An 11,512-nucleotide genomic window follows, 5' to 3' on the forward strand; every position below is an offset into this window, starting at 1 on the left:
AATTTTGAGCATGAGTCTTTGAAGTCGATGAACGGAGTTCTGAAGTCGATGAATGGAGTTCTCAGGTCGATGAATGGTGTTCCGAGGTCGATGAACGGAGTTCCAAGGTCGATGAATGGTGTTCTAACTCTCCTCTGCTCCCCTGCTCCCCTGCACCTCCGCTCCCCACTCCCTAGCCGATACCTTTGGCGATAAAGAAAGCTTCACCGATGGGGCCTAATGCTAAGACTGGGAAGAATGTAAGTGCGCCCAGAATTAAAATCACACCTGCGGTAACGCCTGTAAATAGTCCAGTATCGGTTCGCAATGTACCAGTGGTGTAAGGAACCGCTTGCTTACGAGACATACTATCTGCTAAAAACAGCAAACCGATGATGGGAATATAGCGTCCAGCAATTAAACTGAAGCAGGTACTCAAGTTCCACCACAGGGCAGTTGCAGTGGTTTTTGCACCTGTAGCGATCGCCAAAGGAGAAGGTTGTGAATCTCCTAAGCCTTCAAAGCCAGAACCGTTGTTAGCAGCAGCTGAAGCGTATTCATAGATAACTTGAGCAAAACCGTGAAAGCCGGGATTACTAATTCCTGCTAGTTGATCGGGAAACGCCAAGGCGATACCTGCGGGAATCATAATTGCGATCGGGTGAACTAGCAGAATCAAAAAACTAGCAAGTACAACCTCGCGCTTCTCAATCTTGCGTCCGAGAAATTCTGGTGTCCGTCCCACCATCAGCCCTGTGGCAAACACAGCCAGAATCAGGTAAGCAAATAGATAAGCGGTTCCTGTACCCTGTCCACCCCAAATAATTTGCAGGAACATATTGGAAAGGGTAATAAAACCGCCGTTGGGCATGAAAGAATCGTGTAAGCTGTTGACTGCACCGCACATAGTACCAGTTGTACTGGTTGCAAATAGTGCAGATTGTGCCCAACCAAACCGGACTTCTTTACCCTCTAAATTCGGTTGCTGACTACCCAACAGTGCATTCACAGCCGGATTGCCGTTGTATTCACCAATGGCAGTGACGATGATAAATACTAAATAGAGAACGCCTACCATACCGTAGACTAACCAAGCTTGTTTGGTGTTATTCGCAAACAACCCATAAGTGTAGATTAGGGAAGTTGGAATCGAAAGCATGGCAACAATCTGAATCAAATTAGAAAATCCGTTGGGATTTTCAAAGGGGTGTGCGGAGTTGATGGCGAAAAAGCCGCCGCCATTTTCCCCTAATTGTTTGATAATTTCAAAATGAGCAACAGGGCCACGAGCGATCGCCTGACTGATATTCGCATCTTCTAAAGTTGGGAATACAACTGCACCCCCCAGTGTTTCGGGAACGCCAGCTGCCATTAAGACAATGCCACCCACAAGACAAATAGGCAGTAAAATTCGCGTAATCGAGCGAATTAAATCTACATAAAAGTTGCCCAACGATCTACCAGTCAATCCGCGAATAAAAGCAATCCCTACCGCTAACCCAGTAGCAGCAGAGGTAAACATGTGATAACCAAGTCCCCACACTTGGCTGCCATAGCTCATGTAGGTTTCACCAGAATAGTGCTGCTGGTTAGTATTAGTAATAAAAGAAATAGTCGTATGCAGCACTGTATCCCAGGTTGGGGTATCGATCTTGGTTGGGTTTAATGGCAGCCAGCCTTGATTCATAATAATCAAGAAAATCAGCAATCCCATTGCGACGTTACTGTATAAGATTGCCCGCCCATATTGCCAGCCGGTCATATTTTCTTTGGTTTTAACACCAACTAAAGCATAAAGCACTCGCTCAACCGGATTCAAAATCGGGTCAAGAAAAGTACTTTGCTCTAGGTAGACACGCGCCATATAGCGCCCAAAAACTGGAGTAATTGCTACTACAATCAGTAGCGTTAATATAATTTGAATCCATCCTTCTAACATGAGTTAATCAAACTCCAATATGAGTAAATTTGAGATGAATATCAGATATTATCTTGCTATGAATCGGAAAAGTTTATGAAGTATATCGGCGTCATTATTAACTAAGTTACCTATAATTATGGGCTTTCTCAATCAATCATGGATCTTTTTGTTAAAGAACACAAGGTATAAATTGATATTTAAACTAGGCTATATAAGAAATATATTTTTCTATATATATAAGTCTTCAGAGCGTTTATCTCGATATATATCTGCAAGTATAGAAGGATCATTTGTAAGCATATCTCCAACCTTTTTGGATTTTTACTATCAACTAAGCACCTGCATCGAGATTGTGAAAAAAAGTAATCCTAAGAGCCAATCGGCACTGTAGTGCAGTCGATGCTACTGGAGTTACCATGTGCCAGGAATTATCTGAGCGCACAATCACAGCCGAAAACTGTCCCAGTGGTGCAATATCTTGGAAGACAGATTCTGGTTTCTCGTCCAAGAGAATTCGCAAACAACCACCCCAGTCCATAGGCCATTGTTCATTGAAAAATAGTAAATGAGTCAAAGCTTTCGATGGTTCATCAGTATGAGGGCGATGACAGTGACCTAGATTATATCGACGAAATCCAATCACCATTGCACAGTCTTTCAATTCCACCCCGGACATCTGTGTTAAGGCTTGGCGGTAAGCAGGTGTCCACAGTTCTTCTATCATTTGTCGCCAAATACTGCTGAGATTACTAAGATTAGAAGATAATCTTCCTTGTGCTATGCGATCGCGCCAACGAACTGACAACTCAGGGCTGGCGCGATCGCAGCTAAATAACTGTTTTTATTGAGAATATAGCTCTGTAACTGAGAATTAAAGTCCGATCTAACAAAATCGCATCGCTCCCGTTTCTATTGTGACTACTCGTAAATGTTTTCCAGGAACTAGAGCGCTTTCCATCAAAGCAGTTCTAGCTGGCGGGGGTTTTTTTCATCGCTTAGGATTATCTGAAACAGTTCTGATCTTTAACCAACACCTGATATTCCTGGGAGGTATAGTTGGGCTAATTGAGCGCATGAATGAACTGCGACGACAGTTTCCAGAACAACATATTTGCGTTGAACTAGATACACCAAAAGTAAACACTTTATTAGCTTGATAATAAAGTGTTTATAAAGCTAATAACGACAGCAAGTTTATATACAATATTAAGCTTCACTATTTTAAAAAGAAATAAAAATTAATTTTGTTAGAGTTTAATTACCAATTAATCTGGTAATTTACTCAATAAGTTGGTATTATCTTCAGTACATACATAGATACACTTATCTATTTTGAAAAACGCAAACCTCTTCTGAGATTTGCGGCTAACTTTGGCTTTTGATTTATTAGTTTTTAATAACTCATATTAAAAGCTAGCTATTTTGTATTGTCTGGTAAGGAGTTGAAAATTGAACATTTAAGGGTTTTATTTTTTTGCTAACAAAATTTATTGTCAAATTGCTCAGTTTTGGCGATAAAAATACCAATTTTTAGTGGGCAAGCAGCTTTGAGCAAAACTATCTAATTTTTTCAATATTCAATACAAACGGAGAAATGTTTGATGCGTTTTACCCGCCAGATACCCATTGCGTCTTTAATCCTATCTATACTGGTTTTATCGCAGCCTACTTTAGCTGACTTAAGGAGTAACGTTCCCTGGAATAAAGAAGAAAAAACACCATCTATTTGGCAAAAAAATAAGTGTCCTGGAGGTTCTTCCCAAAATTTTCGCTTAGGTGGAGAAATCAATAATCCAACCACTTATAACTTGCAAAACCTGAGAAATTTGCGAGAGGTTTTAAAAAACCAAAATCCAGCATTAGTTACTGAAATCACTGTGACCTTTCAAACCGGCTCAGGCCCACGAACAGAAACATACTATGGAGTCCCTCTATGGGAATTAATTAATAATCCGAAAGCCGGAGGTGGTCTAAGACCTGGGAATTCTGGGGTGAATAGTAAAAACTCTTTTCTGAGGCAATATGTTCTAGCTGACGCCACAGATTGCTATGGTGCAGTCGTAGCTATTGGTGAAATCCAACCTAACTTTGAAGGGAAAACAGTGCTAGTTGCATTTGAAAAAAAAGGTAGTGATGGTACAGTCGTGCCTTTAACAGATGAAGGATTTGCTCGTTTAGTAGTTCCAGGTGACAAAGCTGGAGGTCGTTACGTTAGTAATGTGACAAATATCCTCATATTATCTGCTCCTCCTTCACCTTTAAAACCAAAATATTTCTGAAAACTCTTCTGATTAAAAGCCCTACAACGGAGAGTTATCACGCCACTTGGTCTACTTGTTGGGGTTTCCCCAAGTAGACCAAATGGCTTTCGGTTATAAGCATTACGCCTTCTTGCTTGTTTAAAACTAAGCTTTGATATTTTTATCAAGATGCAAGAATCAGGGTTTGATAGCGAGCATTTCAACCTTGTAAAAAAAGTTATATTAAATTATCAAAAAAGCAACCAGTGCAGTTAGTCGGGATTCTAACTACTTGACAAATTACGAAATTTATCATGTGCCAAAAATTATCAGAATGCACCAAAGTAACTGAGTAGCTACATCACCAAAAACAGTTTTTAATGAATGCTCTGCCAAGCTTTAACTATTCCACTATCGACTTTTTTGCCATCTTCTAATACCAGTCTGATATCAAAGTTATTCTGTAAGGCAGAATATAACATCCCACTAAATGAGGATAATTCAACAAGATGATAGTTGTTAGTATTATTAAAGTCAGAATTATCTTCTAACTAGAGAGGAGCAAAATATGGAAGTTAGCGCTCGTAATTCCTTAAAAGGAACTATTAAGAAAATTCATCCAGGAACAGTCAACTCCGAGGTGATATTAGAAATTGTGACTGGGGTGGAAATAACTGCAATTATTACCAAGGAGTCAGTAGAGCATCTCCAACTTGAAGAGGGAAAACAAGCGATCGCTGTGATTAAAGCTTCGGATGTCATAATTGCTACAGAATAGCTCGAAATGAGTAGATAAGTTGTGGCGATCCGCTTATGGAGCGATCGCTACAATTATCCAACTATTTACGAATTTTCCGAGCAAGAACGGCTACCACACACCAGACAAGAAGGATCGCGATAAGAATGTCGTTTGGCAAATTCCATTCGCATCAAGTCAATTGTCAGCAGTTGTGACAATAAGGGTTCACTAAACTTAGTAATCAGCTTTATTACCTCTAATGCACTAAGACAAGCTAGTGTCCCAGAAATAGCACCGAGAACCGCGAACCCACGCTGATTCCAATCTGGCTTTTCTGGGAACAAGCATGATAGACAAGGAGTGACACCAGGAATAATCGTCGTCAGGTAAGCTTCCATTCCGTCCATTGCAGCTTCCACCATTGGTTTTTGCCAGCGCACGCAAGCCTCATTGAGCAAGTTCCGCTCTGTGAAATTGTGGGCACAATCAACAGCTATATCAGCAGATTGCACTAAAGAGTCTACATTCTCCTTTGTAACGTAATCATGAACTGCTTCCACCTGAATATCAGGATTAATAGCTTGCAGAGTTTCTCTGGCTTTGAATACTCTTGGCTTACCTACCCAATCATTTGTCATCAGAACCTGACGATTCATATCATCTAGCCGTAAGTCACCACCCCGAACTAGAATTAGCCGCCCAACACCTGCTACTGCCAAATAAAGTGCTGATGTACCCCCTAATCCCCCTACACCTGTAACCAAAACCGTTGCAGACTTCAAGCGCTTTTGTCCTGCTTCTCCAAAATTGGGAAGCATCATTTGGCGGTGATAGCGTTCTAACTCACTGGGTGTTAAGTTCATCGCTTTTTAATTTTTTATCAGTCGTAAAATTTACCACCTAGTTGGTAGCAAGTATTGTAGTTGTCTATACATTTTCTACTTTAATACCTGTAAAGTTGGTACTTGTTTCAGGCACTATTAAGGGAGCTATGTGCAAATATAGCGATGTCTACGACGGGCTATTCGGCGTCGCGAGTCTGGTGATTCTCAAAGAATACTTGGAACAATCACCAGTACAGCAGTTTATCAATATCTTGGGACATCGGAAGCGTGCGATGCCTACAGCAACCCTAAGAAGGAACGCAATTAGAGATTTTCGGCGGCTATGACATCAGCAAGATTGGGGGAGTCATATCGTGTCCGGTTCAAGACTTATCATTAAGACGGCAGGGGGCAGGGGGAAAGAGGGTTTCCTGACTTTTGCACGGATGCGGTAATCATAAGTAATTAACCGGACTTGATATTAGTTATCAAAGGGTAAGCTTTTGGGCGGCGTCAAAGAACTCGTGCGTATATACTCGCCCTACTGGAGCGATCGCAATCCTATGCAGACATTCAGTGATGTGGCTAATAGACTAAATAGTTTTGGTTTAGCTTATCTATCTTATTATTAATGGGACAGTGTACCAAAAACTTACCTACGCGATCGCGTTACTGGGCGCAGTTTGATTGCTCCCCTGAATAGAATCAAGTTGGTCAAGTTGTAAAAAAGCTCTCTCAGTATACTCTGATTTCACTGCCGAGCGATCCTCACAAACTACACCTTCATTCCTTGTTAGTCTAGAGAGTGAAGTGAAAGAGCATTAAGAACATTCATGTACGTACTAATTGGTGGAGCAGGCTTAGTGGGGCTAAGTTTAGCGCAAAAACTAGTAGAATTAGGACATACTGTTGCCGTAATTGACATTGATCCTATCGCTTGCCGCTACGCCCGTGAACAAGTAGGAGCAATGGCTTTTGAAGGCAGTGCTGTAAGTACAGAAGTATTGTTAGAAGCTGGAATTCGCAAAGCCGGTTCCTTAGCGGCTGTTCTGAGAAGTGATGCCTTAAACTTAGCAATGGTGACTCTTGCTAAACACTACGGTGTTCCCCATGTTTTGAGTCGGATGCGCCACCGAGATTTTGCCGAACCGCTGCGTATCGCTGGAGCTAACCACATCATCAGTACTGTTGAACTAGCGGTTTCAACGATGGTAAATGCCATTGAGTATCCCCAAGTAGAATCAATGATGCATTTTGAGCAGGGACAGATTGAGGTTCTGAAACTTTCCATTCCCAACAATTGCTATGTTGCTGGTCGTAGCGTTGCTGAAATTGCTCAGGATTCCCAATTTCCTAGTGGTTCGCTAATTATTGGCTATCAACCCCATCCCCACGAAGATTTGATGATTCCAAACGGCAGTACAATACTGGAACCTTATTCAACTGTGCTGATTGTGACTAAACCACGATGTTTACATCAAGTCATTGATTTTATTGAACAAAGATGTTGAGCGCAGTCCCTACCTAAACACTTGATTAGGTGGGGTTAGCTACATACAGCAGTTTTCGTTTGCATGAAGTACAAAGTTACAGATTTTGAGGTAGGAAACAGGAGGTAGAAGGCAGAAACTCTGTATATGTAATTTTGAGTCCTGCTTTTTGTACCTCACTTAATTGCAAACTGCTGTCTATATAAAAAATTGGTGTAAATAGTTTTGATGAAACTGTATCCACATATTTATTTAGCGATCGCTGTTATTATTCTTGCATCTTGTGAATCAACACCCAAGTCACAACCCGATGCCACTCAAGCAACCCCATTGCAAAAAATCGTGACGCTGGATAAGAATTTTAAGATAGCAAGCGGTCAAACTGTTTATGTTCCTGTATATTCTCACATCTATCATCACAATCGCCAAGAGATTTTTGAGTTAGCAGTTACGCTCAGTATTCGGAATACAGATTTGACGAATCCGATCATCATTACTTCTGTGCGCTACTATAACTCGGAAGGGAAACTAGTTAAACAGTATTTGGAGCGCCCTATTCAACTTGATGCACTAGCTTCTACAGATTTCTTTATAAATAGAAATGATACCAGTGGAGGTTTAGGCGCAAACTTTATTGTAGAGTGGGTAGCCCAAACAGAAATATCCGAACCAATAGTGGAGGCGGTCATGATTGGTACTGACTTTCAACAAGGAATTTCTTTTATCAGTCCTGGTAGGGTAATTAAAAGTCAAAATAACTATAAGCGATCGCCTTTAAAATAATTCGTAATGACGCTCTCTACAAGACGCTAAAAGCGTAGCTTGCTTCTCTGTAAGAGTACGCGGACTCACTACCGTTACTACGCTAACGTGATTCGTAATTCGTAATTAAGTTAATTCCTCGTTCCTATGCTCCGCATGGGAATGCATTCATTGAGTCAGAGACTCAATCTCTTACTGAAGGCAACAGATCCTAAATGAGGCAAAACTTAGAGGTTCACTCACGAAGCTCAAAGGTTCACTCACGAAGCTCAGAGGTTCATCAACGAAGCTCAGAGGTTCATCAACGAAGCTTAAAAGTTCACTCACGAAGCTCAGAGGTTCATCAACGAAGCTTAAAGGTTCACTCACGAAGCTCAAAGGTTCATCAACGAAGCTCAGACTATCCCCCATGCCCTATGCCCTATGCCCTATGCCCCATATTTAATCATCTTCTAACTTCAGTAATTGTTCATCAAGAGTTTGTATCCGCCCGCGCACAATTTCTTCCGAGAGAATTCGCTTCCGCATTGCCTCATTGAGCGCTCCTTTTTCTGCCAACAGTAAACGTCGGCGAATGGCTTCAAGTTTACTGCTCTTATTACTTCTACCTTCCACCTCATCAGGACGACGATTATATAGTTCCCGCAGTATCTTTTCTGCACCGGCAATTCGTACCTGATAAGCTGAACGCATCTCTTCATAAACGGCTTTTGGTAATACCCCTGATTTTAACAGGCTATCTAATTCATCTTGTGCTGCTTTACCCGTCATCAACTGGGCTTGCAACTCTTCAACCTGTTGTTGAACTTCGGAAAATTTAGATAATTTTAAACGTTTTACCACCCAAGGCAAACTTAAACCCTGTGCCACTAACGACACCAGCACACAGCCGAAGACTATAGCTATCAGGACTTCTCGCCCTGGTAATGTGGTGGGTAAGCTCAATGCCAGAGCCATTGAGAGTGAACCTTTGATGTTGCCTAAAAACAGTAAATGTTGCCAGCGCAGCGGAATTGGGCGGTCGAACCAACGAATCACTCCTAGCAGTGGATAGACCGTAAGAACTCGCCCGATTTGATAAGCCAAAACTGCAAGTAGAATTGCAGGTAAAGTCCTCCAGAGGGTTACCAGGTCTATTTCTACACCAATCAGCAGAAAAATAAAGGTGTTGACGGTAAAAGCTGCATATTCCCAGAAACTCAACAGAGTAATGCGACTAGAAGCAGAAGTATTGCGAGAAAGCCCAAAATTCCCGAAAATTAATCCAGCTACAACTACGGCCACAGCACCTGATACACCGAGAAAATCTCCAGCCTGAAAAGTGCCCAATGCAACCGCTACAGTCAGCAATAGACTGCTAAGAGGATCATCCAAACGGGCGAATACAGGTATGCTCAAGTAGCCTAAGACTAACCCCACGAGGCCGCCTCCTAGAGAGATAAATAGCGGTTGTTGGATTCCCTCTAGTAACGTCAGTGAACCTGTTGAATATACTTGCAAAATTAAGTTGAACATAACTAGGGCAGCAGCATCGTTAAAGAGGGTTTCTCCTTCAACGATGGTAGAAAGCCGGGAGGGCACTGGTATCTCCTTGAAGACGGCAATCATGGAAACTGTATCAGTGTTTGCCAGAATTACTCCTACAAATAAGGCAGGTATCCAACTCAATCCCAGTCCAAATTTCAACAGGACGGCAATAATACCACTGGAAAGCACAGCCCCTGGCCCAGCTAAAAGGGCAATTGGTTTAAAGGTGCTACGTAGGCGACTGACATCTGTATTGATTCCAGCTTCAAACAGGAGAATTGGCAGGAAAAGATCCAAAACAAGGGTTGGATTTAAACCAATCGGACGAGATAATAGCTCAGTGATCGGCAAACCTGCTAATACTAAACCCATAACATAAGGGATTCGCAACTGCCGGGACAGCAGAGCTACACCTGTAGCAAGGAGCAAGAGAATAATTGAAACTTTGACTAATTCGGTAACATCCACTATTGCGTTTTGGAAAATTAGTTTGACTTGACTGATAGATTCTCTCCTCATTCATGCCAAATTAGCAAGTTCAGCGTGTGGATTCAGAACGTCGAATTTCCTCCACTTGACCAACTTCAAAAATTAGAGTGAATGATTGCCCTATCTCTTGTTTGATAAATTCTTCTAATGTAATTGCTAAGTAATGCCAAGTATTTAACTACAATTCGCTCACTGATAGCTATAGCGGTTCCCATTCAGATGCGGTACATTATATCGCGAGTTGTAGGGGCACGGCAGTGCCCATTGGTGTCAACTTAAGGAGATGTTGCCCAAATTTGTTGGCTGTAAGCGTCAATTTCGCGATGGCGCTTACGCCTGGTTTTGACTAATCCAAACAGCTTTTGAGGTTCTACAAGATAAGGAACAGCCTCAGAGGCATCATTACGGATAACAGCTTGGAAAAAATGGTATAAACCACGAAAGACCATTTCCGTAGAAATTCGCTCTCAGGGCTGATTCAATGCGATCGCTAGATCAAGACATAATTGATTGAGAACAGCATAAAAAATCCAAGTAGCCAGAATTTGAATTTGTACGCCATTGGTATCGCCTACCCAGATATAAGCCAAACCCAAAAGCCCGCGATCGTAGGAGCAGTGGAAGCAATGCGATTTTGTGAGGTTTGACAAAAAAGGTGCGATGCCTTCGGCGGGCTACGCCTACGCTAAACCATTTGCTCAGTAATTAACATATATTTATACTAAATAAACCGTATTTATACTGCAAAAAAGATAATCTGAGTCACAACGAATTTTCAGTCTCTTTTTCTGACAATACCCCTCTTCTGTCACTCTCCGAAAACATTTGCCATTTCTTAATTCTAGAGCTTTTGTATAGCAAGCGATTGCGCAATTCTTTTCTAATAATAAATACAAGACAAATTTTTTTCTAATAGTATAGCTTGTATTGATTGCCTCATGAGGCTTCTAGCGATCGCCCTCCCGGAGAGTGACAGAAGAGGGTTAGAATAACCGGAAAGTGACAGAAGAGGGGTACTATGGAGCAGTTGACTATCTCGAACGAGAATTGCTACTAAAAGCTTACGATAGCGGAAATTCTAAAAATACTATTGATTACCTACAGTATTTGCTAGCTCACTCCCCCAACCAGCGATTGCTAATCTTTTGGGATGGCGCTAGTTATCACCGTTCCAACGAAGTTCGAGGCTTCTTAGATGAGGTAAATCTTGGTCTGCCAGCCGAGCAATGGAAAATACACTGCGAACGCTAAAGCTCCTAATTGTCCAGAACAAAACCCTATCGAAGATATTTGGTTGCAAGCTAAAACATGGGTTCGACGTTTCTGTGCCTTGATCCCAAAATTCTCGCATTTGAAGTGGATGTTTGAGTGGTTTATTCGACACACTACCTTCGATTTCCCCACTCTTCAGATGTACGGAGTTTTTTCAAAAATCAAATAGGAGTCCTATAGAACCCATTTGATATCTTTTAGACGAGCAAGTAGAATCAACAGAAATTAGGTGCATTGAAACAGTTTAGGGTTGAAAATGGGGTATTCAA

Annotated in this window: 10 protein-coding genes and 3 pseudogenes; 7 read left to right on the forward strand and 6 right to left on the reverse strand. The window is 41.6% G+C overall.

The genetic code is table 11. The annotated features are described in order from the left end of the window. Positions 1–172: 172 nt before the first annotated feature. Positions 173–1,918 (reverse strand): potassium-transporting ATPase subunit KdpA, encoded by a 1,746-nt coding sequence (gene kdpA, locus HWQ44_RS10225; protein WP_292718158.1) that lies wholly within the window; start codon positions 1,916–1,918, stop codon positions 173–175. A 313-nt stretch (positions 1,919–2,231) separates the two neighbouring features. Further along, positions 2,232–2,705: a 2OG-Fe(II) oxygenase family protein gene (locus HWQ44_RS10230; protein WP_292718159.1), complete on the reverse strand. Its 474-nt coding sequence runs from the start codon at positions 2,703–2,705 to the stop codon at positions 2,232–2,234. A 109-nt stretch (positions 2,706–2,814) separates the two neighbouring features. Here HWQ44_RS10230 and HWQ44_RS10235 point away from each other — a divergent pair, with 109 nt between their 5' ends. The 3 genes from HWQ44_RS10235 to HWQ44_RS10245 all read left to right on the forward strand — a co-directional run bounded on the left by HWQ44_RS10235 (position 2,815) and on the right by HWQ44_RS10245 (position 4,918). Next, positions 2,815–3,057 carry a hypothetical protein gene (locus HWQ44_RS10235; protein WP_292718160.1) on the forward strand — a complete coding sequence of 81 codons (243 nt, stop codon included), beginning with the start codon at positions 2,815–2,817 and terminating at the stop codon, positions 3,055–3,057. Between the two features lie 444 nt (positions 3,058–3,501). Further along, the gene (locus tag HWQ44_RS10240) at positions 3,502–4,179 is read left to right on the forward strand and encodes a hypothetical protein (protein WP_292718161.1); all 678 of its coding nucleotides are present in this window, start codon (positions 3,502–3,504) and stop codon (positions 4,177–4,179) included. A gap of 529 nt (positions 4,180–4,708) precedes the next feature. Beyond that, positions 4,709–4,918, forward strand: coding sequence for a molybdopterin-binding protein (locus HWQ44_RS10245; RefSeq protein ID WP_292718162.1), 210 nt, complete (start codon positions 4,709–4,711; stop codon positions 4,916–4,918). A 65-nt stretch (positions 4,919–4,983) separates the two neighbouring features. Here the strand turns inward: HWQ44_RS10245 and HWQ44_RS10250 are convergent, their stop codons facing one another. Further along, complete coding sequence (locus HWQ44_RS10250) at positions 4,984–5,742, reverse strand: HesA/MoeB/ThiF family protein (protein ID WP_292718163.1); 759 nt, start codon at positions 5,740–5,742, stop codon at positions 4,984–4,986. 128 nt (positions 5,743–5,870) lie between these two features. Here HWQ44_RS10250 and HWQ44_RS10255 point away from each other — a divergent pair, with 128 nt between their 5' ends. The 3 genes from HWQ44_RS10255 to HWQ44_RS10265 all read left to right on the forward strand — a co-directional run bounded on the left by HWQ44_RS10255 (position 5,871) and on the right by HWQ44_RS10265 (position 7,976). Beyond that, entirely contained in the window at positions 5,871–6,050 is a 180-nt protein-coding gene (locus tag HWQ44_RS10255) for a hypothetical protein (protein ID WP_292718165.1), read from the forward strand. 486 nt (positions 6,051–6,536) lie between these two features. Next, the gene (locus HWQ44_RS10260) at positions 6,537–7,214 is read left to right on the forward strand and encodes a TrkA family potassium uptake protein (protein ID WP_292718167.1); all 678 of its coding nucleotides are present in this window, start codon (positions 6,537–6,539) and stop codon (positions 7,212–7,214) included. 207 nt (positions 7,215–7,421) lie between these two features. After that, positions 7,422–7,976: a DUF3124 domain-containing protein gene (locus HWQ44_RS10265; RefSeq protein WP_292718169.1), complete on the forward strand. Its 555-nt coding sequence runs from the start codon at positions 7,422–7,424 to the stop codon at positions 7,974–7,976. 420 nt (positions 7,977–8,396) lie between these two features. Here the strand turns inward: HWQ44_RS10265 and HWQ44_RS10270 are convergent, their stop codons facing one another. From HWQ44_RS10270 to HWQ44_RS10280, 3 genes and pseudogenes are all read right to left on the reverse strand, one after another. Beyond that, entirely contained in the window at positions 8,397–9,950 is a 1,554-nt protein-coding gene (locus HWQ44_RS10270; protein ID WP_292718171.1) for a cation:proton antiporter, read from the reverse strand. 70 nt (positions 9,951–10,020) lie between these two features. Then, positions 10,021–10,119, reverse strand: a pseudogene (locus tag HWQ44_RS10275) (TIGR00341 family protein); the annotation flags it as partial. A gap of 127 nt (positions 10,120–10,246) precedes the next feature. Next, a pseudogene (locus tag HWQ44_RS10280) lies at positions 10,247–10,570 on the reverse strand (IS4 family transposase); the annotation flags it as partial. A 406-nt stretch (positions 10,571–10,976) separates the two neighbouring features. Here HWQ44_RS10280 and HWQ44_RS10285 point away from each other — a divergent pair. Continuing rightward, positions 10,977–11,412, forward strand: a pseudogene (locus tag HWQ44_RS10285) (transposase); the annotation flags it as partial. Between the last annotated feature and the right edge of the window lie 100 nt (positions 11,413–11,512).

This window comes from Nostoc sp. JL34, from assembly GCF_017114945.1.
In the GTDB taxonomy this organism is placed as follows: Bacteria; Cyanobacteriota; Cyanobacteriia; order Cyanobacteriales; family Nostocaceae; genus Nostoc.

Excerpts from the sequence above, each read along its gene's own strand:
- kdpA (WP_292718158.1), bottom strand. The coding sequence starts at position 1,918 with ATGTTAGAAGGATGGATTCAAATTATATTAACGCTACTGATTGTAGTA.
- HWQ44_RS10240 (WP_292718161.1), top strand. The coding sequence starts at position 3,502 with ATGCGTTTTACCCGCCAGATACCCATTGCGTCTTTAATCCTATCTATA.
- HWQ44_RS10245 (WP_292718162.1), top strand. The coding sequence starts at position 4,709 with ATGGAAGTTAGCGCTCGTAATTCCTTAAAAGGAACTATTAAGAAAATT.
- HWQ44_RS10250 (WP_292718163.1), bottom strand. The coding sequence starts at position 5,742 with ATGAACTTAACACCCAGTGAGTTAGAACGCTATCACCGCCAAATGATG.
- HWQ44_RS10255 (WP_292718165.1), top strand. The coding sequence starts at position 5,871 with ATGTGCAAATATAGCGATGTCTACGACGGGCTATTCGGCGTCGCGAGT.
- HWQ44_RS10260 (WP_292718167.1), top strand. The coding sequence starts at position 6,537 with ATGTACGTACTAATTGGTGGAGCAGGCTTAGTGGGGCTAAGTTTAGCG.
- HWQ44_RS10265 (WP_292718169.1), top strand. The coding sequence starts at position 7,422 with ATGAAACTGTATCCACATATTTATTTAGCGATCGCTGTTATTATTCTT.